Source organism: Variovorax sp. OK212, from assembly GCF_900112425.1.
Classification (GTDB): Bacteria; Pseudomonadota; Gammaproteobacteria; order Burkholderiales; family Burkholderiaceae_C; genus Variovorax.
This window is the reverse complement of record NZ_FOLP01000002.1, coordinates 725113-749866: the sequence shown is the minus strand read 5'-3', so window position 1 is coordinate 749866 and position 24754 is coordinate 725113. Positions and strand designations below refer to the sequence as shown.

Genomic DNA, 24754 nt, shown 5'->3' with positions numbered 1-24754 from the left:
TTGAATCCTTTTTATCTTCGTGCTCCCGCTTCTTCCTTTGTGCGAAACCCCCGATGTCCTCGACTTCTTCCAAGAACTGGCTGCTCGCCGCCGTCTGCCTGGCCGCGCTGGGCATGCCGTTGAGCTTCACCGGCCCGGCGGTGGTGCTGCCCGCCATCCACGGCGCGCTGGGCGGCAGCCCGGTGCAGCTCAACTGGGTGACCAACGCCTTCATGCTGAGCTTCGGCGCCACGCTGATGGCCGCCGGCGCGCTGGCCGATGCCTACGGGCGCAAGCGCGTGTTCCTGCAGGGCCTTGCGGTGGTGGCGCTGAGCAGCGCGCTGCTGACGCTGGCGCCCGGCATCGTGGCCTTCGACCTGGCGCGCGCGCTGCAGGGGCTGGGCTCGGCCGCGGCCTTCGCGGCGGGCACGGCGGCGCTGGCGCAGGTGTTCGACGGCACGGCGCGCACGCGGGCGTTCAGCCTGATCGGCACCTCGTTCGGCGTGGGGCTGTCGTGCGGCGCCATTCTTTCGGGCTGGCTGGCCGAGACCTTCGGTTGGCAGGCCGTGATGCTGAGCCCCGGCGCGGTGAGCCTCGCGGCGCTGTGCATCGCCGCGCCCGTCATGCGCGAGTCGCGCAACCCGCAGGCGATGGGGCTCGACCTGCCGGGCACCGTCAGCTTCACCGCCGCGCTGAGCCTGCTGACGCTCGGTGTGCTGCAGGCGCCCGACAGCGGCTGGGGCAGCCCGTGGGTCGTAGGCGCGCTCGCGGGTGCGGTGCTGATGGGCGCGGCCTTCATTGCCATCGAGCGGCGCGTGGCGCACCCGATGCTCGACCTGTCGCTGTTGCGCATTCCGCGCTTCGTCGGCGTGCAACTGCTGGCCGCCGCGCCGGCCTATGGCTTCGTCGTGCTGCTGGTGCTGCTGCCGATCCGCTTCATCGGGCTGGAAGGGCGCAGCGCGCTGGAGGCGGGCAGCTTCATGTTCGCGCTGTCGGGGCCGATCCTCATCGTGCCCACGCTGGCGGCCTCGCTGGCGCACCGCTTCTCGGCGGGCGTGATTTCCGCGGCGGGGCTGCTGGTGTGCGCGGCCGGCCTGTGCTGGCTCGGCCGCTGCGCGCCGGGCGCGCCGCTGCACGAGCTGGCGGGCGCGCTGCTGCTGATCGGCGCGGGCATCGGCCTGCCCTGGGGCCTGATGGACGGGCTTGCCGTGAGCGTGGTGCCGCGCGAGCGCGCGGGCATGGCCTCGGGCATCTTCAACACCGTGCGCGTGGCGGGCGAGGGGATCGCGCTGGCGCTGGTGGGCGCGGGCCTGACGGCGCTGGTTGCGGCGCGGCTGGGGCCTTCGGCATCGGCATCGCAGGCCGCGCAGCGCGTGACCACCGGCGACCTGTCGCAGGCGCTGGCCCTGCTGCCCGGCGTGGACCGCGCGGCGCTGCTGCAGGCCTACGGCGCGGCCTTCGGCACGCTGCTGTGCGTGCTGGCCGGCGTGACCGTGCTGACGGCGCTGGTGGTGTTCGTGTTCCTGCGCGGCGAGGCGCCGGCGCATGAACCGGAACCTGAAGAAGCCGCCGTGGCGCTGGAGTCGCCCGCCCGCTGAAAGGGCTCAGGCTCCGGCCGGCTCGAAGATGTCGCGCAGCCACTGCGTGAACACACGCACGCGCGACGACAGCTGGCGGTTCTGCGAATACAGCACCGACACCGGCATCGGCGGCGGCGCGAACCCGGGCAGCAGCACCTGCAGCCGGCCGTCGGCCAGTTCGCCGGCCACGCGGTAGCGCGGCACCTGCACCAGCCCGAGGCCCGCGACGGCCGCGCCGGTGTACAGGTCGGCGCCGGTGACCGACACGATGCCGCCCAGTTGCACCGTCGTCACGCGGCCCTCCACCGTGAATTCGAGCGGCACCGCCTTGCCCGTGGCGCTCGAGATGTAGTTGACGGCGCGGTGCGCGGCCAGCGCCTCCACGCTCCGGGGCTCGCCGTGCGCCGCCAGGTAGGCCGGGCTCGCGACCGTCACCTGCGCCAGCAGCGCCACGCGCCGCGCGACCATCGACGAGTCCTGCAGGTTGCCCGCGCGCAGCACGCAGTCGACGCCTTCGCGCACCAGGTCCACCAGCCGGTCGTCCTCGCCGATGTGCAGTTCCAGCTCGGGGTAGCGCGCCAGAAAGGCGGGCAGCGCGGGCACCACGAAGTTCCGCGCCAGCGTGCCCTGCAGGTTCACGCGCAGCAGGCCCTTGGGCGCCTCGTCGCGAAACAGGCCTTCGGCTTCCTCGACGTCGGCCAGCAGCCGCACGCAGCGGCGGTAGTAGGCCTCGCCGTCCTGCGTGAGGCGCACGGTGCGCGTGGTGCGCTCGAGCAGGCGTGTGCCGATGCGTTGCTCGACGCGCTTGATCAGGTTGGTGACGGTGGCGCGCGGAATCTGCAGGTCTTCCGACGCCTGCGTGAAGCTCTGGCGCTCGGCGATGCGCACGAAGGCCTGCATTTCCTGGAAGCGGTCCATGGGCGATGCCTGAATTTATTGTTGAAGTAAATGGAATGGTAATGGCGATATGCGGCTGATTATCTTTGCAGCGGAACGATCGATCATTCGTTCCACCCACTCACCACTGCAAAGGAAACACAGCCATGAACAAGCCCACGAACTCCCAGGTCGCCATCGTCACTGGCGCGTCGCGCGGCATCGGCGCCGCCGTCGCGCAGCGCCTCGCCAGGGACGGTTTCGCCGTTGCCGTCAACTACGCCGCCAGCCCGGCGCAGGCCGAGGCGTTGGTCGCCGAGCTGCAGGCCGCCGGCGCCAGGGCCATCGCGGTGAAGGCCGATGTGTCGAAGGCCGACGAGGTGCGCGCCCTGTTCGACACGGTCGAGGCGCAGCTCGGCAAGGCCGACGTGCTCGTCAACAACGCCGGCGTGCTCAAGGTGGCGCCGCTGGCCGCGCACACCGACGCGCTGTACGACCAGAGCTTCGACGTCAACGTGCGCGGCACCTTCAACACGCTGCGCGAAGCCGCCACGCGCCTGAACGACGGCGGGCGCATCGTCAACTTCTCGAGCACCACGCTGGCGCTGAACATGCCGGGCTATGCGATCTACAACGCCACCAAGGCGGCGGTCGAGGCTTTCACGCACGTGTTCGCCAAGGAGCTGCGCGGCCGCGACATCACGGTGAACGCCGTGGCGCCGGGCCCGATCGCCACCTCGCTGTTCCTGGACGGCAAGACCGAGGAGCAGATCCAGACCTTCGCCAGGATGCCGCCGCTGCAGCGCCTGGGCCAGCCCGGGGACATCGCCTCGGTGGTGTCGTTCCTTGCGGGCCCCGACGCGGGCTGGATCAACGGCCAGGTCCTGCGCGCCAACGGCGGCATCGCCTGAGGCCGCGCCGGCGCAACCCGACACACGGAGAACACACATGCCAAAGCAGATCATCCTCGTCACCGGCGCGGGCACCGGCATCGGCAAGCTCAGCGCGCAATCGCTGGCGGAGGCGGGCCACGTCGTCTACGCGTCGATGCGCGACATCGCGGGCCGCAACGCGGGCCGTGCCGCCGAACTGCGCGCGCTCGCCGCGGCGAGGAACATCCAGCTGCACCCGCTCGAACTCGACGTGCTCTCGCAGGCATCGGCCGACGCCGCCGCCGCGACCGTCGTGCGCGAGCAGGGCCACCTCGACGTGGTGATGCAGAACGCCGGCCACCTGGTGGTCGGCCCCACCGAGGCGTTCACCCCCGACGAAATCGCCAAGGTGTTCGACACCAACGTGCTCGGCGCGCAGCGCGTGAACCGCGCGGTGCTGCCCTACCTGCGCAAGCAGGAGTCGGGGCTGATGCTGTGGATCGGCAGCACCACCACCAAGGGCGGCTTTCCGCCGTTCATGGGGCCGTACGGCGCGGCCAAGGCCGCGATGGATTCGCTGGCGGTGACGCTGGCCTACGAGATCGCGCGCTTCGGCATCGAGACGTCCATCGTCGTGCCGGGCGCCTTCACCCGGGGCACCGACCATTTTCCGAGCGCGGGCAAGCCGGCCGACGCGGCCACCGCCGCCGCCTACGCCCGCTACGACGGCGTGATGGACCAGATCGGCGATCGCCTGTCGGCACTCACGCCCGACAACGCCGACCCGCAGGCCGTGGCCGACGAGATCGTGCGCATCGTGGGCCTGCCCACGGGCACGCGGCCGATGCGCTCGCTGATCGATTTCGTGGGCGACGGCGCCGCCGAGGTGTTCGAGGTGTCGGAGCGCGTGCGCATCGCGTTCGCGAAGCGCATCGGCATGGGCGACCTGCTCGAGGCGAAGGTGCGGCGCTGAGCGAGCCGGGCAAGGCGTCACAAAAAGCGGGTCGGTCTTCCTGTCCAATAGCGCCATGGAAAACCAACCCGACGCCCTGGCCGAACGCGTGACCGAACTCGAGATCAAGTCGAGCTATGCCGAAGACCTGCTGGACCAGCTCAACATGACGATCTACCGCCAGCAGCAGCAGATCGACCGGCTGATCGTGCAGGTCACGCAGCTGAGAGAGCAGAGCCAGAACGCGATGCAGGACGGCTCGGGAAGCAACCCGCGCGACGAGTTGCCGCCGCACTATTGAAGAGGTCGCCCGGCTGTGCGAATTCAGCCGTGCGAACTCAGCCGTGCGAGTGCCAGAGCACCGCGAAGAAGTGGCAGGTGCTGCCCGCCAGCACGAACAGGTGCCACACCGAATGGGCGTAGCGCACCTTGTTGTCGAACAGGAACACCACCGCGCCGGCCGTGTAGAACAGCCCGCCGGCCACCAGCCAGCCCAGGCCCGCCGCCGACATGCGCTCGTACAGCGGCACGGCGGCCATCAGCGCCATCCAGCCCATCGCCACGTAAAGGCCGGTGGACCACAGCGGATGCTGCAGCCTGTTGAACAGCTTGGCGCTCACGCCCAGCGCGGCCGCCGCGCAGATGGCGCCGAACAGCGTCCACCCCAGCGGCCCGCGCAGCACGCCGAACAAGAAGGGCATGTAGCTGCCCGCGATGAACAGGTAGATGGCCGCGTGGTCCAGCCGGTTGAACCAGGCCTTGGCGCGGCCCATGGGCAGCGCGTGGTACAGCGTGGAGATCAGGTACAGCACGATGGCCGTGCCCGCGAACAGGCACGCACCGACCACGCCCGCGGCCTGGCCCTTGTGCACCGCGCTGTAGACCAGGATGGGCAGCGCGGCAATGGCCAGCGCCAGGCCCAGGCCGTGGCTCAAGGCGTTGAAGAGTTCTTCCATCGCCGTCTGGTCGCGCGCGGCCAGGACGGAGGTGCGGGGCGAAGCTTGCGTCTGCGAACGAGCGGTCATCGGTACCTCATGCAAGTGCGGTGAATGCGGTGGATGCCATGGCGGGCTTGCAAGAAGCGCACCGTGCCCGCCCAGCTTACTTGACCTGCTGCTTGCCCAGCTTGCGTGCCAGCGTGCGCCGGTGCATGCCGAGCCTGCGCGCGGTCTCCGAGATGTTGAAGCCGGTCTCGGCCAGCGTCTCGTGGATGCGCTCCCATTCGAGCGTCTTGATCGACGTGGAGCGGTTGGTCAGCTCCACCTCGGTGGTGCCGGTGGCGCGGCCGAAGGCGGCCTCGATGTCGTCGGTGTTCGACGGCTTGGCCAGGTAGTGGCAGGCGCCCAGCTTGATGGCTTCCACCGCGGTGGCGATGCTGGCGAAGCCCGTGAGCACCACGATCAGCATCTTGGGGTTGTGCCGGTGCAGCATCTGCACGCAGGCCAGGCCCGAGGCCTCGCCGTTGAGTTTCAGGTCGACCACGGCGAAGCCCGGCGACAGGGAGGCCAGCAGCGCCTCGACCTCGGCGAGGTTGCCCGCCTGCGCCACGGCATAGCCGCGGCGCTCGAACGAGCGCCCGAGCGTGCGCGCGAAGGCGTCGTCGTCCTCGACGATCAGCAACTGGCGTTCAGCTCCGGTTTCGCTCATGGGCTTCCGTTTCGATGGTCTCGCTGCCGGGGAGCTTGCGCTCCCCTTCGAATTCTTCGTTCATGCCGTCCTTCAGGCCGTCCTTCAGGCCGTCCTTCAAGTCCTCTTCGAGGTCCTCGTCGGCTTCGTCCTCTTCCAGCACGATGGCCGCCAGCGGCAGCGTGATCTTCACGACCGCGCCGCCCTCGGGCCGGTTGCCCGCCGCCACGCGGCCGCCCACCGTGCGCGCCACGTTCACGACCAGGAACAGCCCCAGGCCGCCGCCGGGGCGGCCCTTGCTCGACTGGTAGGGTTTGCCGAACTCCTTCAGGATGCCCGGCAGGAAGCCGGGGCCCGCGTCGGTGACGGTGATCGTCAGCGCGTCGGCGTCGTGCGCCGCCTCCAGGCGCAGCCAGTGCGGCGACGCCTCCAGCGCATTGTCGAGCACGTTGCAGATCATCTGCTTGAGCGCCGAGTCGGAGACCATGGGCAGGTCCCGGCCAAAGCGGTTGTCATACTCGAAGTCTTCCACCGGGCGGGTGGTGCGCCATTCCACGATCAGGTCGTCCAGGAAGGTGCTGACGGTGGTCTCCTCGGACGACTCGCCGCGCGCCTCGCCGGCCGACAGCAGGATGCCGCTCACGATGCTCTTGCAGCGCTGGATCTGCAGCTCCATCTCGGCCACCTCGGTCAGCAGCTCGGGGTCGGAGTTGAAGTGCGGCAGCCGGCGCCAGTCGCCCAGGATCACCGCCAGCGTGGCCAGCGGCGTGCCCAGTTCGTGCGCGGCGCCGGAGGCCAGCAGGCCCATGCGAACGATGTGTTCTTCCTCGGAGGCGCGCTGGCGCAGGTCGGCCAGGCGGGCGTCGCGCGCGCGCAGGTTGCGGCTGATGCGGGTGATGAAGATCACCAGCAGCGCGGCGTTCAGCGCGAAGCACACCAGCATGCCCTGCACGTAGGGGCTCGACAGGCCGCGCTGGTGGTCCAGCGGCAGCGCGAGCGGGCGCGAGAACAGCGCCAGTCCGGCAAAGCAGATGCTGGTGATGACCACGATGGTCCAGGTCGACCAGGGCTTGAGCAGCACCGCGCCCAGCGTCACCTGCAGCAGGAACAGGAACACGAAGGGGTTGGTCGCGCCGCCGCTCAGGTAGAGCTGGGCCGTGAGCGTGGCCACGTCGACCAGCAGCGCGAGGAACAGTTCGCCGTTGGTCACGCGCCGGTGGTTGCGCGAGCGCAGCAGGCTCACCATGTTGAACAGCGCCAGGCAGGTCAGCACCTGCAGCATGTGGTCCAGCGGCAGCCGGATGTCGAAGCCGTAGTGCACCACCAGGATGGTGGCCACCTGCCCGACCACCGCGAACCAGCGCAGCTGGATCAGCTGCTGCATGTTCTGGTGACCGGTGGCGTTGTCCAGGCTGGCGACCCCGGCGCGGGGGGCGTGCAGCTCCCCCGCGACCGCCTCAGTGGCGGCGGGCATCTTCGGTGCGGCGGGTGTCGGCATGCGCCGCATTTTCGCCGCGCCGCACGAACCAGGCGGCAATGAGCACCATGAGCGCCAGGCCGTACCACGTGAGGGCGTAGACCAGGTGGCTGTTGGGGAAGGCGATGACCGTCAGGCCGCCGGCGGGCCAGGCGGGGGTGTCGGATGCGCTGGATGCGGCGGCTGCATTCGCGGCCGGAGAAGCCGCCGGGCTCGCTTCCGCGTCCACGAAGTAGGGCGCGACATCCGTGAGCCCGCGCGCCTGCGCAATGGCCTGCACGTCGCGCGAGAACCAGCGGTCGGCGGCAGGGTCGTTCTTGCGCAGGAAGCCGCCCTTGGGTTCGCTCAGGCGCAACAGGCCGGCGACGGCAACTTCGCCCTGGGGCTCGGCGGCGGTGCGCGCGGAGCGCTCGCGCGCCTCGGGCGGCACGAAGCCGCGGTTGACCATCACCACGCTGCCGTCGGCGGTGCGCAGCGGGGTCAGCACCCAGAAGCCGGCACCGAGACGGGTGCTGGCCTGGACCAGGGCTTCCTTGTCGTGGAGGAAAGTGCCGGCAAGGCGGACATGCCGGTATTCGTCGTTGGCCGCGTTGACGGTGGGCCATTCGGTTCGCCCGGGCGGCGCGGAGGCCGGGGCGTGCACGCGTTGTTCGACGCGGGCGATGAGATCGAGCTTCCAGGCGCGGCGCTCGACCTGCCAGGTGCCCAGCGCGGCGAAGCCGGCAAAGGCGAGGACGGCGCAGACCGCCAGCGCCACCCGCGCGGCGGCTGAACGCTGGCGGACTGCTGCCGCCATCAGGGCATGTTCTTCATGTCGTGCATGGACGGCATCATGTTGGTGTTCATGTGATACATGACCCACAGCGAGCCGGCCAGCGTGATGACCACGACGACGATGGTGAAGATCAGCGCCAGCAGGTTCCAGCCGCCTTCGGACTTGGCGTCCATGTGCAGGAAGTACACCATGTGCACCACGATCTGCACCACGGCGAAGGCCAGGATCACCAGGGCGGTGGTGTTCGGCTTGTCGAACACCTTGGCCATCACCAGCCAGAACGGAATGGCGGTGAGGATCACGGCCAGCACGAAGCCGGTCATGTAGCCCTTGAAGGTGCTGTGGCTCACGGGGCCGTCGTCGTGGCCGTGGTCGTCATGGCCGTGTGCGCCGTGGCCGGCGGTGTCGATATGCGCGCTCATTGCAGCGATCCCATCAGGTACACGAAGGTGAAGACGCCGATCCAGACCACGTCCAGAAAGTGCCAGAACATCGACAGGCACATCAGGCGGCGGCGGTTGGCAGCGGTGAAGCCGTGCTTGGGCAGCTGGACCATCAGCACGATGAGCCAGACGATGCCGAAGGTCACGTGCAGGCCGTGGGTGCCCACCAGCGCGAAGAACGACGACAGGAACGCGCTGCGTTGCGGGCCGGCGCCTTCGTGGATCAGGTGCGCGAACTCATACAGCTCCAGGCCGATGAAGCCCGCGCCCAGCAGGCCGGTGATGGCCAGCCAGACCAGCACGCCGCGCATGCGCCTGCGCTGCATCTCGAGCATGGCGAAGCCATACGTGATGGACGACAGCAGCAGCAGCGAGGTGTTCATCGCCACCAGCGGCAGGTCGAACAGGTCGGCGCCCGAGGGACCGGCCGCGTAGCTGCGGCCCAGCACGCCGTACACCGCGAACAGGCACGCGAAGATCAGGCAGTCGCTCATCAGGTAGAGCCAGAACCCCAGCAGGGTCCCGTTCTCCGGATGGTGGTCTTCGTTGCGGACGTTGAACAGCTCGAAGGTGGGCACGCTCGAGGCGTTGCCCACGGTGTTCGTGTGGGAGGGGAGGGCGGTACTGTTAGACATGGGCAGCCAGGAGGCGCGTGCGCGCGTCTTCGGTGCGAACGACTTCATCCGTGGGGATGTGGTAGTCGCGCTTGTAGTTGAAGGTGTGGACGATGATGGCGACGAGCATGGCAACGAAGCTCACGCCGGCCAGCAGCCACATCTGCCAGATCATGGCGAAGCCGAGCACCGCGCTCAGCGCCGCGATGATGAAACCGGCGGCCGTGTTCTTGGGCATGTGGATCGGGCTGAAGCCGTCCAGCGCGCGCTGGTAGCCGCGGGCCTTCATGTCCGACCAGGCGTCGTTGTCATGGATGCGCGGGGTGAACGCGAAGTTGTAGGCCGGCGGCGGCGACGAGGTCGACCATTCCAGCGTGCGGCCGTCCCACGGGTCGCCCGTGGTGTCGCGCAGCGAGTCGCGGCGGATGTAGCTCACCACCAGCTGGATGATGAAGCAGCCGATGCCCAGCGCGATCAGCACGGCGCCGAAGGCGGCAACCTGGAACCAGATCTGCAGCGACATGTCCTGGAAGTGGCTCATGCGGCGCGTGACGCCCATCAGGCCGAGCACGTACAGCGGCATGAAGGCGGTCCAGAAACCGACGATCCAGAACCAGAACGAGCACTTGCCCCAGAACGGGTCGAGCTTGTAGCCGAAGGCCTTCGGGAACCAGTAGGTGATGCCGGCCAGCATGCCGAACAGCACGCCGCCGATGATCACGTTGTGGAAGTGGGCGATCAGGAACAGGCTGTTGTGCAGCACGAAGTCGGCCGGGGGCACCGCCAGCAGCACGCCGGTCATGCCGCCGAACACGAAGGTGATCATGAAGCCGATGGTCCACATCATGGGCAGCTCGAAACGGATCCGGCCGCGGTACATGGTGAAGAGCCAGTTGAAGATCTTCGCCCCCGTGGGGATCGAGATGATCATGGTCGTGATGCCGAAGAACGAGTTCACGCTGGCGCCGGAGCCCATGGTGAAGAAGTGGTGCAGCCACACGAGGTACGACAGGATCGTGATCACGACCGTGGCGTACACCATCGAGGCGTAGCCGAACAGGCGCTTGCCGGAGAAGGTCGAGACCACTTCCGAGAAGATGCCGAAGGCCGGCAGGATCAGGATGTACACCTCGGGGTGGCCCCAGATCCAGATCAGGTTCACGTACATCATGGCGTTGCCGCCCATGTCGTTCGTGAAGAAGTTGGTGCCGACGTAGCGGTCGAGCGACAGCAGGGCCAGCACGGCGGTCAGGACCGGGAAGGCTGCGACGATCAGCACGTTGGTGCACAGGGCGGTCCACGTGAAGACGGGCATCTTCATCATGGTCATGCCGGGCGCGCGCATCTTCACGATGGTGGCCAGCAGGTTCACGCCGGAGAGCAGGGTGCCTACCCCCGCTATCTGCAACGACCATATGTAGTAGTCGACCCCCACGTCGGGGCTGAAGATGATGCCCGACAGCGGCGGGTACGCGAGCCAGCCGGTCTTGGCGAACTCGCCCACGAACAGCGAGGCCATCACGAGGCCGGCGCCGAAGGTGGTCATCCAGAAGCTGAAGTTGTTCAGGAACGGGAAGGCCACGTCGCGCGCGCCGATCTGCAGCGGCACCACGAAGTTCATGAGGCCCGTGACCAGCGGCATGGCCACGAAGAAGATCATGATCACGCCGTGGGCGGTGAAGACCTGGTCGTAGTGGTGCGGCGGCAGGAAGCCGGCGTTGTCGCCGAAGGCCATCGCCTGCTGGGCGCGCATCATCAGCGCGTCGGCAAAGCCGCGCAGCAGCATCACCAGGCCCAGGATGATGTACATGATGCCGATCTTCTTGTGGTCGATGCTGGTGATCCAGTCACGCCACAGGGGGCCCCAGAGCTTGAAGTAGGTCAGGGCGATGAGGACGGCGATGCCGCCCAGCACCACGCCGCCGAAGGTGGCAAGCAGGATGGGCTCATGGAAGGGAATCGCCTCCCAGGAGAGGCGGCCGAAGACCAGCTTCGTGAGGTCGAGGTGTTCGAGCATCGTTATTCTTCGGTGGTGCACATCGCCGTGACGTACTTGCGCTTGGGCGAATTGATGTTGTCGGGCTGCCAGGATTGCATGGTGGCGACGTTGAATGCGCCGGGCTTGCCCAGTCCGCCTTCGGCATCGATGGCCATCATCTGCTTCATGCACATCTTGCTGCTGTCGACGCAGCGGTTCAGGATGGCGTCGTACAGGTCGGGTGCGACGGTGGCGTAGTGGCGCACCGGTTCACGTTCGCTGGGCACTTCCAGCTTCTGGTAGAGCGCGCGGTTCAGCTCGCCTTCCTTGCCGGTCTTGACCTTGGCGACCCATTGGTCGAAGTCGCCCTGGTTCAGGCCGTGGAACTTGAAGCGCATGCCCGAGAAGCCGGCGCCGCTGTAGTTGGCGGAGAAGCCTTCGAACTCGCCCGGCTTGTTGATCACCGCGTTCAGCTTGGTCTCCATGCCCGGCATCGCGTAGATCTGGCCGGCCAGCGCGGGAATGAAGAACGAGTTCATCACCGAGGAGGCCGTGATCTTGAACAGGATCGGGCGGTCCACCGGGGCGGCCAGCTCGTTCACCGTGGCAACGCCCTGCTCGGGGTAGATGAAGAGCCACTTCCAGTCGAGCGCCACCACTTCGACCACCAGCGGCTTGGTGTCCGCGGGGATCGCGCGCTGGGCGTCGATGCGGCGCAGCGGCTGGTAGGGGTCCAGCGTGTGGGTGCTGATCCAGGTGATGGCGCCCAGGGCGATGATGATGAGCAGCGGGGCCGCCCAGATCGCCAGCTCGAGCTGGGTCGAGTGGTCCCAGTCGGGGCTGTAGACGGCTTCCTTGTTCGACTGGCGGTAGCGCCACGCGAACAGGACGGTCAGGGCGACCACCGGGATGATGATGATCAGCATCAGCACGGTGGAGACGACGATGAGGCGTCCCTGCTGATGGGCGATGTCGCCGGATGGGTTCATCAACACCGTGTTGCAACCGGCCAGGAGGACGACTGGAAGCAGCAGGAGTGATCGGCGAAGGTTCTTTAGGATGTGCATGCCGTGGGGAAAAGAGGTGCGAGGTCGGCGCAAAATGACCCCACAATCTACGCTGTGAGACGGGTTTTGCCTATTGGACGTTTTGTCCTATGGCGGTAAACGTGTTTCAGTGCGACGCTATGCGCTCTCCATGATCCTTATGTGTCGCGCCCCGGCGTGACACTCGAATTACAGCAAGCAATGACGACGTCCAGCATCAGTCCGCAAGGCGCCCATCCGCTGCCCAGCTCGCCCGAACGCGACGCCCGGCAAGGTGACGACCACTCGCACATCGCCCCGGGCGAAATCGCGGTCGGCGTGATCATCGGCCGCGCCTCCGAGTATTTCGACTTCTTCGTCTACGGCATCGCCTCGGTGCTGGTGTTCCCGGCGGTCTTCTTCCCCTTCGAGCAACACCTCGAAGGCGTGCTCTATTCGTTCCTGATCTTCTCGTTCGCCTTCATTGCGCGTCCGTTCGGAACTGTCATCTCGATGGCGATCCAGCGACGATTCGGCCGGGAAGCCAAGCTGACCCTGGCCCTGTTCGTGCTTGGCACCTCCACCGCCGGCATCGCCTTCCTGCCGGGCTACGCTAGCCTGGGCTTCACGGCCATCGTGCTGCTGTCGGTGTTCCGCTTCGGCCAGGGCCTGGCGCTGGGCGGTTCGTGGGACGGCCTGCCGTCGCTGCTGGCGCTGAACGCACCGGCCAACCGCCGCGGCTGGTACGCCATGCTGGGCCAGCTGGGCGCGCCCATCGGCTTCTTCATTGCCAGCGCACTGTTCGCCTTCCTGTACTCGAGCCTGCCGCGCGAGGACTTCCTCGACTGGGGCTGGCGCTACAGCTTCTACGTGGCCTTTGCCATCAACGTGGTGGCGCTGTTCGCCCGCCTGCGCCTGGTGGCCACCGACGACTACTCGCGCCTGCTCGAAGAGCGTGAACTGGAACCCACCAGCGTGGGCGAACTGGTCAGCTCGCAGGGCGCCAACATCCTGATCGGCGCGTTCGCCGCGCTGGCCAGCTATGCGCTGTTCCACCTGATCACCGTGTTCCCGCTGTCGTGGATCACGCTGTACTCCGACCAGTCGGTGACCGAATTCCTGGTGGTGCAGATGATCGGTGCGGTGCTCGGCGCCGCCGGCATCGTGGCCTCGGGCCTGCTGGCCGACCGCATCGGCCGCCGCTTCACGCTGGGCGGCCTGGCCGCCGTGATCGCCGCTTTCAGCGGCTTCGCCCCCACGCTGCTCGACGGCGGGCGGGCCGGCCAGGACATCTTCATTCTGGTCGGCTTCGTGATCCTGGGCCTGTCGTACGGCCAGGCGGCCGGCGCCGTGACCTCGAACTTCGCGCCCAAGTACCGCTACGTCGGTGCGGCGCTGACGGCCGACCTGGCCTGGCTGATCGGCGCGGCGTTCGCGCCGCTGGTCGCCCTCGGCCTGTCGGCCCACTTCGGCCTGGCCTATGTGAGCGTCTACCTGCTGTCGGGCGCCGTGGCCACGCTGGCCGCGCTGGGCCTGAACCGCGCGCTGGTGCGCGACTGACAACCGGCAACAACTGCTGCCGTTTCTTTCAAAAGGGGCCTGTCGGCCCCTTTTTCATTAGGATGCTCGGATGTTTGCCGCCGCCATCTTCGACATGGACGGGCTGCTGATCGACTCGGAACGGCCCATCATGGCCGCCTGGATCGAAGCCGCCGCACGCTCGACATCGAGCTTTCGCACAGCCAGTACATGCAGGTGGTCGGGCTGGCCACCGTGGAGTCGCAGCTCATCCTGGCCTCGCTGCTGGGCGGGGCCGAGGCCTACGACCATGCCGTGGGCCACGTGCGCAGGCAGCTGCAGCTCGAGCGCGCCGACGGCATGCCGCTTTTTCCCATCAAGCCCGGCGCGGCCGAGTTCCTGGCGGCGTTGCGCGCGCGCGGCACGCGTTGCGCCGTGGCCTCGTCGTCGACCAGCAGGCAGATCAAGGCCTGCCTCGGCAGCCTCGACCTGCTGCACCATTTCTCGGCCTTTGCCGGCGGCGACGAGGTGGCGCGCGCCAAGCCCGACCCGGCGCTCTACCTGCTCGCGGCCGAGCGGCTGGGCGTGGACCCGGCGGACTGCATCGCCTTCGAAGACAGCGAGAACGGCGCCAAGGCCGCGCTGGCCGCGGGCATGCGGGTGGTGGTGGTGCCCGACCTGAAGCACCCGCCCGCGTCGATCGTCGAACGTGCGTTCCATGTGCTCGGGTCGCTGCACGAGGCGGTGCCGCACCTGCCGCGCTGGTTTCCCACGGCTGCAGCGGTGTAGAAGCTCGTGTGATCAAGATCGGCACGCTCTGCCATGTGGTCGACAGCTGCCAGGCGTCGCCCTTCACGGCGCGTGCGGTGGGGCGGATCGTCGAGGTGGTCTCCGCGCCCTACGAAGCGCCGAGCGAGCGCTACCTGAGCGGCACGTACTACGACGTGCTGTTCGAGGGCTGGACCTTCTATTGCCGCAGTGACAAGCTCGTGCCCATCTCCGACCCCGATGCGCACATCGAGCGCTGGGAAGACGCCTTTCTCGACGAGCCTTCCCCTTCGCCGACGCCTTTGCCTTTGCCTAACCCCGCCGCTCAGAGCACTTCGTCGCGCAGCTGCGGAAACACCTTCGACACCTTCGCCAGCAGGTAGTCGCCGTAACGGCCGCTGAAGGCGTGCACGTTGGCGCGGTCCCAGCGCTCGGCGCTGTCGTCGCGCGCCTCGGCGCCCGCCAGCCCCTCGATGCGCTGCACGCGCGCCTCGAAGTTCGGATCGAAGAACAGCGGAAACGACAGCCGGTCGTGCCCCGAAGTGTTGCGCTTCACGCGGTGCGGCGTCGACTTGTAGAGGCCGCCGGTCATGCGGTCGAGCATGTCGCCGATGTTGCAGACGAACGACCCCGCCACCGGCGGCGCGTCGATCCAGCCGTCCGGCGTGTGCACCGCGAGGCCGCCGATGTGGTCCTGGTGCAGGAGGGTCAGCAGCCCGTAGTCGGTGTGCTCGCCCACGCCCCATTGCACGTCGAGCCCTTCGGGCACGGCCTGGGTCGGGTAGTTGAACAGTCGGAACAGGATCAGCGGGTCGGCCGTGTAGCGCTGCGCGAAGTAGTCCGCGCTCAGGCCCAGGCTCAGCGCAATGCCTTCCATCAGCCGGTGGCCCAGCTGCGTGACCGCGCCCATGTACGCCAGGATGGTCTCGCGGAAGTCCGGCACGTCCGGGAACAGGTTCGGCCCGTGCACCGGCGTCTTCGCCTGCACCCGCGGGTGCGTGGCGGGCAGCTCGGTGCCGAGGTAGAGGCCTTCCTTCCAGTCGGGCCGGCCCGAGGTCAGCTCGCCGCCCAGCGGAAAGTAGCCGCGCCATGCGCGCCCGCCCAGGGCCATGCGCCACTGCATCTTGGTGTCCTCGGGCAGTTCGAAGAAACGGTGGCTCAGGACTTCGAGCCGCTGTACCAGCGCCGGGTCCACGCCGTGGCCCGTCACATAGAAGAAGCCGTGCGCGCGGCAGGCCGCGCCGATCTGCGCCGCCACGGCGTCGCGTCCGGCCGTGCCCGCCACCAGCGGGGCCACGTCGATCAGGGGAAGGGATGAATCGGTCATGCGTCTCGTGCGAAAGGCGATCGGATGTCGGACAGGAACTGCTGCGCGCGCGGATGCTGCGGGCGGTTGAAGAAGTCGTCGGGCGTGGCGCGCTCCAGCACCTTGCCCTCGTCCATGAAGAGCACGCGGTCGGCCACTTCGCGCGCAAAGCCCATCTCGTGCGTCACGCAGACCATGGTCATGCCGTCGCGCGTGAGGTCGCGCATCACCAGCAGCACCTCGCCGACCATCTCGGGGTCGAGCGCGCTGGTGGGCTCGTCGAACAGCATCAGCGGCGGCTGCATGGCCAGCGCGCGCGCAATCGCCACGCGCTGCTGCTGGCCGCCGGAGAGTTCGCTCGGCCACGCGTCGGCCTTGCTGGCCAGGCCCACGCGCTGCAGCAGCGCCATGGCACGCTCGTCGGCTTCCTTGCGCGACAGGCCGCGCAGCTGCATCGGCGCCATCGTGCAGTTCTGCAGCACCGTGAGGTGCGGGAACAGGTTGAACTGCTGGAACACGAAGCCGATGCGCGAGCGGAAGGCGTTCACGTCGAGGCCGCGCGCATGGATGTCCTGGCCGTCCACCACGATGCGGCCCGACTGGATCGGCTCCAGCCGGTTGAAGGTGCGGATCAGCGTCGACTTGCCCGAGCCCGAGGGCCCGCACACCACGACGACCTCGCCCTTGTGGATGGTCTCGCTGATGTCGACCAGCGCGTGGTAGTTGCCGTACCACTTGTTGACTTTTTCGAGTTCGATCATGCGGACACCTTGGCGGTGGCTGAGGAGGCTGCGGTGGCGGCGGTGGAGAGGCCCCGGCGCGCGAGCCGGCGTTCGAGCCAGTAGGCGAAGCGCGACAGGCCGAAGCAGAGAATGAAATACGTGCCGCCCAGGACCAGGTAGATCTGCGCGGGCTTGGTGAACACCTGCGTGTTGATCTGCGTGGCGATGAACGACACCTCGGCCAGCCCGATGATGTAGCCCAGCGAGGTTTCCTTGATGGTCGAGACGAACTGGTTCACCAGCGAAGGCAGCATGCTGCGCAGCGCCTGCGGCAGCACCACCAGGCGCATGGCGCGGCCGTAGCCCAGGCCCAGTGCGCGCGCGGTTTCCATCTGCCCGCGCGGCAGGCCCTGGATGCCGGCGCGCACGATCTCGGCCAGGTAGGCGGCGTCGAAGATCACCAGCGCGATCAGCATGGTGGTGAACTGGTCGGTCTTCACGCCCGTGACGCTGGGCAGGAAGAAGTAGGCCCAGAAGATCACCATCAGGAGCGGCAGCCCGCGCACCACGAACACGAAGCCCGTGACCGGCCAGCGCAGCCAGCGCCACGGGCTCACGCGCGCCAGCCCGAGCACGATGCCCAGCGGCAGCGCCAGCACCAGCCCGCAGGAAGCCAGCAGCAGCGTGAGCACCAGCCCGCCGAGCGGGCCGTTGGGGTACTGCCCGATGAGGAAGTAGACCCAGTAGTCGTTGATGATCTGCAGCATCGCCCGGCGTCCTCAGATCGTCCGCACCGGAAAGCGGTGGTGGTACCAGGTTGCCATTCCCGTGATGGCGAGCGACACCGTGAGGTACGCCGCGCTGGCGAACGCGAACGACTCGAAGCTGCGGAAGGTCGCGCTCTCGACCTGGCCGGCCTGGTACATCAGCTCGGCCACGCCGATCACCGTGGCGATCGAGGTGTTCTTCCACAGGCTCAGCGTCTGCGAGATGAGCGGCGGCACCGTCACGCGCAGCGCCTGCGGCAGCACCACGCGGCGCATGGTGGCCAGGTAGCTGAAGCCCATGGCGCGGCCGGCCTCGAACTGCACCGCGGGAATCGCGCGGATGCCGCTGCGGATGTCTTCGGCCATGAAGGCCGCCGTGTACAGCGCCAGCGCGATGATGGCGCTGTAGGCCTCGATGTGCCCCGCGTAGAGCCACTGCTTGATGCCTTCGGGCAGCAGCTCCGGCGCACCGAAGTACCAGAACAGCATGTGCGCGAGCAGCGGGATGTTGCGGATGGATTCCACGTACGCAAAACCCAGCCAGCGCAGCGGTGCGATGGGCGACAGCCGCAGCATGGCCACCACCAGCGCGATGGGCAGCGCGAGCACCAGCGCGGCCACGAGCAGCTGCAGCGACAGCAGCAGGCCCGCGACCAGCATGTCGTGGTACTTGCCGGTGAGCAGCAAGGAATAGTCGAACAGGGGCATGGGGGGCGACAGTATCACTGCCGCGGGTGAACTTGCTCCCTCCCCCGCTGGGGGAGGGTGGGGGGGGGGGCACGGCGACGGTCGAAGCGCCGCGGCGTGTTCAGAGGCCGCTTGCCCCCATCCCGGCCTTCCCCCAGAGGGGGAAGGAGAAAGTCAGAACCGGAGGCTCAGTCGATCTTGTCGCTGTCCAGCTTGAAGTCGCGCGTCTCGAAGCCCGAGGCCGTCGTCGGGCCGTACCACTTCACGAAGATCTTCTGCGCCTCGCCCGACTTCTCGAGTTCGCGCAGCGTGTCGTCCACCACCGCCTTCAGGCCGCTCTCGCCCTTCTTGATGCCGATGGCCAGCGCCTCGGTGCTCAGGTTCTGCTTGAGCACCACGTACTGCGCCTTCTGCGGGCCCAGCTTGGCGTAGCTGCGCAGCAGCGCGGCCTCGTCGTCCACGTAGCCCACGCCCTTGCCCTGCTGCAGCGCCTGGAAGGCCTGCTGGCTCGTGTCGAAGGTCACGACCTCGACGTTGGGCACGGCCTTGCGGATGTTGGGCTCCTGCGTACCGCCGCGAATCGTCAGCACCTTCTTGCCCGCGAGCTGCGGCACCTCGGAGATGCCGCTGTCCTTCTTCACGATGGCCTTCTGGCCAGTCACGAAGGTGGTGAGCGAGAAGTCGATCTGCGCCTCGCGCTCCTTGTTGTGCGTGAGGCCCGCGGCCACCAGGTCCACGTGGCCCTGCTGCAGCTCGGGAATGCGCGCGGCCACCGCGATCTGCTTGAGCACCGGCTTCACGCCGATCTTTTTGGCGATGGCGTTCACCAGGTCCACTTCGTAGCCGACGATCTGGCGCGTCTTCGGATCGACGAAGGTCGCGGGTTCGTCGGTGCCGAGCACGCCGACGACCAGCTCGCCCTTCTTCTTGATGTCGGCCAGCTGGTCCGCGTGGGCGGCCGTGCCGAGCAGCAGGGTGGAAGCGGCGAGGGCCGCGGCGATGAGGTTCAGGCGCATGTTCTTCTCCTTCATGGAAAGCAGGGCGAGACCATATCAATAAAACTTCAGATCATTAAATGGTCAATTCATATATCGACATGTGTGCGTGGCTATGAGGCCGCGCCGCGGTCAAGATACAGGCGACGACAGCTTCATGGAACACCGATGACCCCACCTCCGCCGCCCGAATCCTGGCGCACCGATCCCGATGGCCGCTGGATCGACGCGGCCAACACCTTCGGCCATCACCTGATGCAGGCCGCGCGCGACCGCGCCTTCGCGCGCATTCCCGCGTCCGCGACGCCCGAGTGCCGCGAGACCGCGCGCCAGGCGGCGCTGGACGCGATCTACGGCGTGCTGATGCTGCTGGACGGCGTGGCCGACAGCGACGACATCCGCTACGTGCTGCGTGCCGAAGTCCAGCGTGCCGATGCAGCCGACACGGCCGACACCATCGAGTTGGCACCCGGCGGCGATGGCCTTTGCATGGGTTTCCATGGATGGGTGGCCGGTGACTTCGGGGAGCCCCCCCGATGATGGGCATCGGGCCCTGAGTTAAATTCGCGGCGCAAAAACGCGCTCCGGCCGTTCCCCCGCGGCTTCGGCTTCCGTTGCGCGCCTCATCCAGCGAGACCCCCCATGATCATCAAACCCCGCGTGCGCGGCTTCATCTGCGTCACGACCCATCCCACCGGCTGCGAAGCCAACGTCAACCAGCAGATCGCCTATGTGAAGGCGCAGGCGCCCATCGCCGGCGGCCCGAAGAAGGTGCTGGTGATCGGCGCATCGACCGGCTACGGCCTGGCCGCGCGCATCACCGCCACGTTCGGCTGCGGCGCCGACACGCTGGGCGTGTTCTTCGAGCGCGCCGGCAGCGAGACCCGGCCCGCCTCGCCCGGCTGGTACAACACCGCCGCCTTCCACCGCGCCGCGGCCGCCGACGGCCGCTATGCGAAGAGCATCAATGGCGACGGCTTTTCCGACGCGGTGAAGCAGCAGGTGATCGACACCATCCGCGCCGACCTCGGCCAGGTCGACCTGGTGGTCTACAGCCTGGCCGCGCCGCGCCGCACGCACCCGAAGACGGGGCAGGTCTTCAACTCGGTGCTCAAGCCCATCGGCAAGCCGGTGAACCTGCGCGGCCTCGACACCGACAACGAGACCGTGAAGGAGACGGTGCTCGAAGCCGCCACGCAGGAAGAGATCGACAACACCGTGGCCGTGATGGGCGGTGAAGACTGGCAGATGTGGATCGACGCGCTGCAGCAGGCCGGCGTGCTGGCCGACGGCGCGAAGACCACGGCCTTCACCTACCTGGGCGAGCAGATCACGCACGACATCTACTGGAACGGCTCCATCGGCGCCGCGAAGAAGGACCTCGACCACAAGGTGCTGGGCATTCGCGCGCAGCTGGCGGCCACGGGCGGCGACGCGCGCGTGTCGGTGCTGAAGGCGGTGGTCACGCAGGCGAGCTCGGCGATTCCGATGATGCCGCTGTACCTGTCGCTGCTGTTCAAGGTGATGAAGGCGCAGGGCACGCACGAAGGCTGCATCGAGCAGGTGCACGGGCTCTATGCCGACAGCCTCTACGGCGCCGCGCCGCACATCGACGGCGAAGGCCGCCTGCGCGCGGACTACAAGGAACTGGCCGCGCCGGTGCAGTCGCGCGTGCAGGAGCTCTGGCCGCAGGTGAGCAACGACAACCTCTACGAGCTCACCGATTTCGCCGGCTACAAGACCGAGTTCCTGCGCCTGTTCGGCTTCGCGGTGGAGGGCGTGAACTACGAGGCCGACGTGAACCCCGACGTGGGCATTCCCGGCCTCGTGCAGGTCTGAGCCAACCCGCATCGATACTCCTGCCATGCAGATTCAAGAAAAGCCGCCCGCCGGCACGCCGTTCGACTGGATCGGCGGCGAACCCAGGGTAGAGGCGCTGGTCGCGCGCTTCTACGACCTGATGGAACTCGAGCCGGCCTATGCGCAACTGCGCGCCGTGCACGGCAGCAGCCTCGACAACGCGCGCCAGCGCCTGTTATGGTTCCTGTGCGGCTGGCTCGGCGGCCCGCAGCACTACACCGACCGCTTCGGCCATCCGATGCTGCGCGAACGCCACCTGCCGCAGAGCATCGGCGGCCACAGCATCGGCATCAAGGAACGCGACCAGTGGCTGGCCTGCATGGACCAGGCCATGGGCGAGACCGGCGTGCCGGACGACCTGCGCGCGCGCCTGCGCGACTCCTTCTTCAAGACCGCCGACTGGATGCGCAACCGCGGCGAGTGATCGACCGACCGACTCCACAACGATTTCGAAAGACGCTTCTCTCATCATGAATTCCATCGTCATCATCGGCGGCGGCCACGCCGCGGCCCAGCTCTGCGCCGGCCTTGCTGAAGCCGGGCAGGGCGCGCGCGTGCACCTGGTCTGCGAGGAGGCCTGCGAGCCCTACCACCGCCCGCCGCTGTCCAAGGCCTTCCTGAAGAGCGCCGAGGAAACCACGCAGCCGCACAAGGCCGCCGACTGGTACCGCGAAGCGGCCATCACGCTGCACTTGGGCGACGCCGCCGTGGCCATCGACCGCGCGGCGCACACCGTCACGCTGCGCTCCGGCGCGGTGCTGCCGTGGCAACAGCTGGTGCTGGCCACCGGCACGCGCGCACGCCAGATGCCCGAGCTGAAGGCCGGCCTGGAGAACGTCGCCAGCCTTCGTGCGGCCGACGAGGCGCACCGCCTGCGCACGCGGCTGGCCGCGGCCGAACAGGTCACGGTGCTCGGCGGCGGCTTCATCGGGCTCGAAGTGGCGGCCACCGCCAAGGCGCTCGGCAAGTCGGTGCAGGTGATCGAGAGCGCGCCGCGCCTGCTGGGCCGCGCCGTGTCGCCCGAGCTGTCGGCGCACGTGCTCGCCACGCACCGCGCGGCCGGCATCGACATCGTGCTGGGCGCGCAGACCGGCGCGTTCGAGGTGGAAGGCGACCGGCTGGTGTCGGTGCAGGTCGACGGCGTGAAGCAACCGGTCGACCTGCTGCTGCTGGGCATCGGCGCAGTGCCCGAGACCGCGCTCGCGCAAGCGGCCGGCATCGAGTGCGCCGACGGCATCGTGGTCGACGCTCGGATGCAGACCAGCGCGGCCGACGTGCTCGCGGTGGGCGACTGCACGCGCTTCCCCGACCGCCGCGCGGGTCGCGCGCTGCGGCTCGAGTCGGTGCAGAACGCCAACGACCAGGCCCGCACGGCCGTGGCCACGCTGACGGGCACCGCGCGCGACCACGACGCGGTGGCGTGGTTCTGGTCCGACCAGGGCAGCATGCGGCTGCAGATGGCCGGCCTGATGCCGGCCGAGGGCACGCCGGGCCTCGCCAGCGTGCGCCGCGCGGGGCCCAAGCCCGAGGCGTTCTCGCTGTTCCACTACGTCGACGGACAGCTCGTGTGCGTGGAGTCGGTGAACGCGCCGGTCGATCACATGATGAGCCGCAAGCTGCTCGAGGCAGGCCGCAACCCCGATGCGGCGGCGGTGGCGGATGCGTCAATACCACTAAAGAATCACCTGTCGTAAAGCTGCCGCAGGTCAGGCTGGGTTCACCAGTCTGTCACTCTGCTTTCAGAGACTGGTCTTCCTCGAAATTGCAGGGAGATCTCTCGATGAAGAACGCAGCGGCTGCGGTGCCTTCGACTTTTTCAACGTCCTCGACGTTCTCTAATTTCTCGCCTCTGCGGCGTGTTGCCCCCATGACCACCTGCGCTGCCGTGCTGGTTGCCGTGCTCACCGCTTGCGGTGGCGGCAGCGGCGGTGGCAGCGTGGTGTTGCCGCCGGTCTCGCCGGCACCGCCCACCACGCCGGCGCCGGTGGCGGCCGGCACGCGCACCACGGTCGCGCTGCTGGAAACCACCGACCTGCACTTCAACGTGCGCAGCTACGACTACTTCAAGCTCGCCGAGGACAAGTCGTACGGCTATGAGCGCACCGCCACGCTGATCAACGCGGCGCGCAAGGAATTCGCGAACACGATGCTGTTCGACAACGGCGACACCATCCAGGGCACCGCGCTGGCCGACTACGAAGCACTGGTGAGCCGGATTCCGTGCACCCAGCCGCTGTCGGTCTACAAGGCCATGAACGCCACCGGCTACGACGCCGGCACGCTGGGCAACCACGAGTTCAACTACGGGCTGGACTTTCTCAACCAGGTGATCGGCGGCGGCCTCGACGTCGACGGCGTCGACGGCACGAAGAAATGCGCCGGCCCCAACTTCCCGATGGTGCTGGCCAACGTGCAGAGCGTGAAGAGCGGCAAGCCGCTGCTGGCGCCGTACACCATCGTCACCAAGCAGTTCAGCGCCACCGGGCCCGACGGCAAGACCGTGACGGTGCCGGTGAAGGTCGGCGTGATCGGCTTCACCACGCCCGGCATCCTGAGCTGGGACAAGCGCTTTCTCGAAGGCAAGGTGCGCACCGAAGGCGCGGTCGAATCGGCCACCAGGTACATCCCCGAGCTGCGCGCGCAGGGCGCCGACATCGTGGTCGCGCTGCAGCACGGCGGGCTCGACGCCTCGCCGTACTCGCCGACCATGGAAAGCCCCGGCCTCTACCTGTCGAAGGTGCCGGGCATCGACGCGCTGATGATGGGCCACCAGCACGGCGTGTTCCCCGACCGCGGCACGAGCCCGGGCTACAAGCAGGCCGGCGTGGACAACGCGGCCGGCACCGTGAACGGCGTGCCTGCCGTCATGGCCAGCTCGTGGGGCAAGGCGCTGGGGCTCATCAAGCTCGAGCTGGTGTACGACGGCAAGGCCTGGAGCGTGGACAAGAGCAAGACCTTCGTCGATGCGCGCTCCACGCAGACCGGCAAGGACGGCGCGGGCAAGGCGATCTACGTCGATGCCGACCCGAGCGTCGCGCCGCTGATCGAAACGCAGCACCAGGCCGCCATCACCTACGTGAAGACGCCGATCGGCAGCACCGACTTCCGCATGAACACCTACTTCGCGGACGTGGGCGACCCGGGCGCGATCCAGATCGTGAACCAGGCGCAGGCCGGCTACGTGACGGCCTACATCCAGGCCAACCTGCCGCAGTACGCGAGCCTGCCGGTGCTGTCGGTGAGCGCGCCGTTCAAGTCCGGCTACGAGGGCGGGCGCGACTACACCGACGTGGCCGTGGGCAACCTGGCGATCTTCAACGCGGCCGACCTGTACCTGTACCCGAACACGGTGTATGCGGTGAAGGTGACGGGCGCCGAGGTGAAGGCCTGGCTCGAGGCCGCGGCGAAGCGCTTCAACAGGATCGACCCGGCCGCCACGGCCGACCAGCAGCTGATCAGCACCTTCCCCGGCTACAACTTCGACATGTTCACCACGCCCGACGTGCAGTACGAGATCGACGTGACGCAGGCCGTGGGCAGCCGCATCAGGAACCTGAGCTACATGGGCGCGCCGATCGACCTGGCGAAGGAGTTCGTCATTGCGACCAACAACTACCGCGCGACCAGCGGCGCGAGCTTCATTGCGGCGCTGGACGGCCGCGCGACGATCTACGCGTCGCCCGATGCCAACCGCGACGTGCTGATCGACTACATCAAGACCCACAAGACCATCACCCGCACGGCCAACGGCGCGGCGCGCAGCTGGCGCTTCACGCAGGTGACGACGGCGGGCAACGTGGTGTTCACGTCGGGGCAGGGGCAACTGGGCGCGGCCACCGATGCGGGGCTGGCGAACATCTCGCTGCTGACGGCGGACGACGGCAGCGGCAAGGGGCGTTCGGTCTACAAGCTGGACCTGGGCCACTGACCCGTC

The 24754-nt window shown here is 68.1% G+C and carries 25 protein-coding genes and 1 pseudogene; 12 read left to right on the top strand and 14 right to left on the bottom strand.

Annotated elements, in window-relative coordinates; genetic code table 11:
* The first annotated feature begins 53 nt into the window (after positions 1-53).
* Positions 54-1577 carry an MFS transporter gene (locus tag BM004_RS10020; RefSeq protein WP_093212892.1) on the top strand — a complete coding sequence of 508 codons (1524 nt, stop codon included), beginning with the start codon at positions 54-56 and terminating at the stop codon, positions 1575-1577.
* 6 nt (positions 1578-1583) lie between these two features.
* On the opposite strand, the gene BM004_RS10015 is transcribed toward BM004_RS10020, so the two are convergent.
* A complete protein-coding gene (locus BM004_RS10015) occupies positions 1584-2477 on the bottom strand; it encodes a LysR family transcriptional regulator (protein ID WP_093212890.1) in 894 nt (297 codons plus the stop codon).
* A 125-nt stretch (positions 2478-2602) separates the two neighbouring features.
* Here BM004_RS10015 and BM004_RS10010 point away from each other — a divergent pair, with 125 nt between their 5' ends.
* Genes BM004_RS10010 through BM004_RS10000 form a run of 3 tightly spaced genes read left to right on the top strand, consistent with a single transcriptional unit; the run spans position 2603 to position 4560 of the window.
* The gene (locus BM004_RS10010; protein ID WP_093212888.1) at positions 2603-3346 is read left to right on the top strand and encodes an SDR family oxidoreductase; all 744 of its coding nucleotides are present in this window, start codon (positions 2603-2605) and stop codon (positions 3344-3346) included.
* 37 nt (positions 3347-3383) lie between these two features.
* Positions 3384-4280, top strand: coding sequence for an SDR family NAD(P)-dependent oxidoreductase (locus BM004_RS10005; RefSeq protein WP_093212886.1), 897 nt, complete (start codon positions 3384-3386; stop codon positions 4278-4280).
* A gap of 55 nt (positions 4281-4335) precedes the next feature.
* The gene (locus BM004_RS10000) at positions 4336-4560 is read left to right on the top strand and encodes a SlyX family protein (RefSeq protein WP_093133361.1); all 225 of its coding nucleotides are present in this window, start codon (positions 4336-4338) and stop codon (positions 4558-4560) included.
* Positions 4561-4597: 37 nt separating this feature from the next.
* Here the strand turns inward: BM004_RS10000 and BM004_RS09995 are convergent, their stop codons facing one another.
* The 8 genes from BM004_RS09995 to cyoA all read right to left on the bottom strand — a co-directional run bounded on the left by BM004_RS09995 (position 4598) and on the right by cyoA (position 12239).
* Positions 4598-5284, bottom strand: a complete 687-nt coding sequence (locus BM004_RS09995) for a PAQR family membrane homeostasis protein TrhA (protein WP_093133363.1) — start codon at positions 5282-5284, stop codon at positions 4598-4600.
* 76 nt (positions 5285-5360) lie between these two features.
* Positions 5361-5906: a response regulator transcription factor gene (locus BM004_RS09990; protein WP_093133365.1), complete on the bottom strand. Its 546-nt coding sequence runs from the start codon at positions 5904-5906 to the stop codon at positions 5361-5363.
* Positions 5887-7359, bottom strand: coding sequence for an ATP-binding protein (locus BM004_RS09985; protein WP_256219846.1), 1473 nt, complete (start codon positions 7357-7359; stop codon positions 5887-5889). Before BM004_RS09985 ends, BM004_RS09990 begins: the two co-directional genes overlap by 20 nt.
* Positions 7343-8158, bottom strand: coding sequence for an SURF1 family protein (locus BM004_RS09980; RefSeq protein ID WP_093212884.1), 816 nt, complete (start codon positions 8156-8158; stop codon positions 7343-7345). The genes BM004_RS09985 and BM004_RS09980 overlap by 17 nt, the downstream gene beginning before the upstream one ends.
* Positions 8158-8559 (bottom strand): cytochrome o ubiquinol oxidase subunit IV, encoded by a 402-nt coding sequence (gene cyoD, locus BM004_RS09975; RefSeq protein WP_093133369.1) that lies wholly within the window; start codon positions 8557-8559, stop codon positions 8158-8160. The genes BM004_RS09980 and cyoD overlap by 1 nt, the downstream gene beginning before the upstream one ends.
* On the bottom strand, positions 8556-9215 hold the full coding sequence (cyoC, locus tag BM004_RS09970; protein ID WP_093133504.1) for a cytochrome o ubiquinol oxidase subunit III: 660 nt from the start codon (positions 9213-9215) through the stop codon (positions 8556-8558). Before cyoC ends, cyoD begins: the two co-directional genes overlap by 4 nt.
* Positions 9208-11211 (bottom strand): cytochrome o ubiquinol oxidase subunit I, encoded by a 2004-nt coding sequence (cyoB, locus tag BM004_RS09965; protein WP_093133371.1) that lies wholly within the window; start codon positions 11209-11211, stop codon positions 9208-9210. Before cyoB ends, cyoC begins: the two co-directional genes overlap by 8 nt.
* A 2-nt stretch (positions 11212-11213) precedes the next feature.
* Positions 11214-12239, bottom strand: a complete 1026-nt coding sequence (cyoA, locus tag BM004_RS09960; protein ID WP_093133373.1) for a ubiquinol oxidase subunit II — start codon at positions 12237-12239, stop codon at positions 11214-11216.
* Between the two features lie 180 nt (positions 12240-12419).
* Here cyoA and BM004_RS09955 point away from each other — a divergent pair, with 180 nt between their 5' ends.
* The 3 genes and pseudogenes from BM004_RS09955 (at position 12420) to BM004_RS09945 (ending at position 14866) form a co-directional block, all read left to right on the top strand.
* Positions 12420-13757: an MFS transporter gene (locus BM004_RS09955; RefSeq protein WP_093133375.1), complete on the top strand. Its 1338-nt coding sequence runs from the start codon at positions 12420-12422 to the stop codon at positions 13755-13757.
* A 70-nt stretch (positions 13758-13827) separates the two neighbouring features.
* Positions 13828-14504: pseudogene (locus tag BM004_RS09950) on the top strand (HAD family hydrolase).
* A gap of 8 nt (positions 14505-14512) precedes the next feature.
* Positions 14513-14866, top strand: a complete 354-nt coding sequence (locus tag BM004_RS09945) for a hypothetical protein (protein WP_093133379.1) — start codon at positions 14513-14515, stop codon at positions 14864-14866.
* Here the strand turns inward: BM004_RS09945 and BM004_RS09940 are convergent.
* The 5 genes from BM004_RS09940 to BM004_RS09920 form a co-directional block, all read right to left on the bottom strand.
* Positions 14809-15810, bottom strand: coding sequence for an isopenicillin N synthase family dioxygenase (locus BM004_RS09940; protein ID WP_093212882.1), 1002 nt, complete (start codon positions 15808-15810; stop codon positions 14809-14811). The two genes, BM004_RS09945 and BM004_RS09940, sit on opposite strands and share 58 nt — an antisense overlap.
* Entirely contained in the window at positions 15807-16550 is a 744-nt protein-coding gene (locus BM004_RS09935) for an amino acid ABC transporter ATP-binding protein (RefSeq protein ID WP_093133383.1), read from the bottom strand. The genes BM004_RS09940 and BM004_RS09935 overlap by 4 nt, the downstream gene beginning before the upstream one ends.
* Positions 16547-17278 carry an amino acid ABC transporter permease gene (locus BM004_RS09930; RefSeq protein WP_093212880.1) on the bottom strand — a complete coding sequence of 244 codons (732 nt, stop codon included), beginning with the start codon at positions 17276-17278 and terminating at the stop codon, positions 16547-16549. Before BM004_RS09930 ends, BM004_RS09935 begins: the two co-directional genes overlap by 4 nt.
* A gap of 12 nt (positions 17279-17290) precedes the next feature.
* Positions 17291-17986 carry an amino acid ABC transporter permease gene (locus BM004_RS09925; protein WP_093133387.1) on the bottom strand — a complete coding sequence of 232 codons (696 nt, stop codon included), beginning with the start codon at positions 17984-17986 and terminating at the stop codon, positions 17291-17293.
* Between the two features lie 167 nt (positions 17987-18153).
* A complete protein-coding gene (locus BM004_RS09920; RefSeq protein ID WP_093133506.1) occupies positions 18154-18981 on the bottom strand; it encodes an ABC transporter substrate-binding protein in 828 nt (275 codons plus the stop codon).
* Between the two features lie 147 nt (positions 18982-19128).
* Here BM004_RS09920 and BM004_RS09915 point away from each other — a divergent pair, with 147 nt between their 5' ends.
* The 5 genes from BM004_RS09915 to BM004_RS09895 all read left to right on the top strand — a co-directional run bounded on the left by BM004_RS09915 (position 19129) and on the right by BM004_RS09895 (position 24748).
* Entirely contained in the window at positions 19129-19500 is a 372-nt protein-coding gene (locus BM004_RS09915) for a hypothetical protein (protein ID WP_093133389.1), read from the top strand.
* A 102-nt stretch (positions 19501-19602) separates the two neighbouring features.
* On the top strand, positions 19603-20799 hold the full coding sequence (gene fabV / locus BM004_RS09910) for an enoyl-ACP reductase FabV (protein WP_093212878.1): 1197 nt from the start codon (positions 19603-19605) through the stop codon (positions 20797-20799).
* 25 nt (positions 20800-20824) lie between these two features.
* Positions 20825-21244, top strand: coding sequence for a group II truncated hemoglobin (locus tag BM004_RS09905; protein ID WP_093212876.1), 420 nt, complete (start codon positions 20825-20827; stop codon positions 21242-21244).
* 46 nt (positions 21245-21290) lie between these two features.
* Positions 21291-22514 carry an NAD(P)/FAD-dependent oxidoreductase gene (locus BM004_RS09900; protein WP_093212874.1) on the top strand — a complete coding sequence of 408 codons (1224 nt, stop codon included), beginning with the start codon at positions 21291-21293 and terminating at the stop codon, positions 22512-22514.
* Between the two features lie 173 nt (positions 22515-22687).
* Positions 22688-24748 carry a bifunctional 2',3'-cyclic-nucleotide 2'-phosphodiesterase/3'-nucleotidase gene (locus BM004_RS09895; RefSeq protein ID WP_093212872.1) on the top strand — a complete coding sequence of 687 codons (2061 nt, stop codon included), beginning with the start codon at positions 22688-22690 and terminating at the stop codon, positions 24746-24748.
* Positions 24749-24754 lie beyond the last annotated feature (6 nt).

Excerpts from the sequence above, each read along its gene's own strand:
- BM004_RS10020 (WP_093212892.1), top strand. The coding sequence starts at position 54 with ATGTCCTCGACTTCTTCCAAGAACTGGCTGCTCGCCGCCGTCTGCCTG.
- BM004_RS10015 (WP_093212890.1), bottom strand. The coding sequence starts at position 2,477 with ATGGACCGCTTCCAGGAAATGCAGGCCTTCGTGCGCATCGCCGAGCGC.
- BM004_RS10010 (WP_093212888.1), top strand. The coding sequence starts at position 2,603 with ATGAACAAGCCCACGAACTCCCAGGTCGCCATCGTCACTGGCGCGTCG.
- BM004_RS10005 (WP_093212886.1), top strand. The coding sequence starts at position 3,384 with ATGCCAAAGCAGATCATCCTCGTCACCGGCGCGGGCACCGGCATCGGC.
- BM004_RS10000 (WP_093133361.1), top strand. The coding sequence starts at position 4,336 with ATGGAAAACCAACCCGACGCCCTGGCCGAACGCGTGACCGAACTCGAG.
- BM004_RS09995 (WP_093133363.1), bottom strand. The coding sequence starts at position 5,284 with ATGACCGCTCGTTCGCAGACGCAAGCTTCGCCCCGCACCTCCGTCCTG.
- BM004_RS09990 (WP_093133365.1), bottom strand. The coding sequence starts at position 5,906 with ATGAGCGAAACCGGAGCTGAACGCCAGTTGCTGATCGTCGAGGACGAC.
- BM004_RS09985 (WP_256219846.1), bottom strand. The coding sequence starts at position 7,359 with ATGCCCGCCGCCACTGAGGCGGTCGCGGGGGAGCTGCACGCCCCCCGC.
- BM004_RS09980 (WP_093212884.1), bottom strand. The coding sequence starts at position 8,158 with ATGGCGGCAGCAGTCCGCCAGCGTTCAGCCGCCGCGCGGGTGGCGCTG.
- cyoD (WP_093133369.1), bottom strand. The coding sequence starts at position 8,559 with ATGAGCGCGCATATCGACACCGCCGGCCACGGCGCACACGGCCATGAC.
- cyoC (WP_093133504.1), bottom strand. The coding sequence starts at position 9,215 with ATGTCTAACAGTACCGCCCTCCCCTCCCACACGAACACCGTGGGCAAC.
- cyoB (WP_093133371.1), bottom strand. The coding sequence starts at position 11,211 with ATGCTCGAACACCTCGACCTCACGAAGCTGGTCTTCGGCCGCCTCTCC.
- cyoA (WP_093133373.1), bottom strand. The coding sequence starts at position 12,239 with ATGCACATCCTAAAGAACCTTCGCCGATCACTCCTGCTGCTTCCAGTC.
- BM004_RS09955 (WP_093133375.1), top strand. The coding sequence starts at position 12,420 with ATGACGACGTCCAGCATCAGTCCGCAAGGCGCCCATCCGCTGCCCAGC.
- BM004_RS09940 (WP_093212882.1), bottom strand. The coding sequence starts at position 15,810 with ATGACCGATTCATCCCTTCCCCTGATCGACGTGGCCCCGCTGGTGGCG.
- BM004_RS09935 (WP_093133383.1), bottom strand. The coding sequence starts at position 16,550 with ATGATCGAACTCGAAAAAGTCAACAAGTGGTACGGCAACTACCACGCG.
- BM004_RS09930 (WP_093212880.1), bottom strand. The coding sequence starts at position 17,278 with ATGCTGCAGATCATCAACGACTACTGGGTCTACTTCCTCATCGGGCAG.
- BM004_RS09925 (WP_093133387.1), bottom strand. The coding sequence starts at position 17,986 with ATGCCCCTGTTCGACTATTCCTTGCTGCTCACCGGCAAGTACCACGAC.
- BM004_RS09920 (WP_093133506.1), bottom strand. The coding sequence starts at position 18,981 with ATGCGCCTGAACCTCATCGCCGCGGCCCTCGCCGCTTCCACCCTGCTG.
- BM004_RS09915 (WP_093133389.1), top strand. The coding sequence starts at position 19,129 with ATGACCCCACCTCCGCCGCCCGAATCCTGGCGCACCGATCCCGATGGC.
- fabV (WP_093212878.1), top strand. The coding sequence starts at position 19,603 with ATGATCATCAAACCCCGCGTGCGCGGCTTCATCTGCGTCACGACCCAT.
- BM004_RS09905 (WP_093212876.1), top strand. The coding sequence starts at position 20,825 with ATGCAGATTCAAGAAAAGCCGCCCGCCGGCACGCCGTTCGACTGGATC.
- BM004_RS09900 (WP_093212874.1), top strand. The coding sequence starts at position 21,291 with ATGAATTCCATCGTCATCATCGGCGGCGGCCACGCCGCGGCCCAGCTC.
- BM004_RS09895 (WP_093212872.1), top strand. The coding sequence starts at position 22,688 with ATGACCACCTGCGCTGCCGTGCTGGTTGCCGTGCTCACCGCTTGCGGT.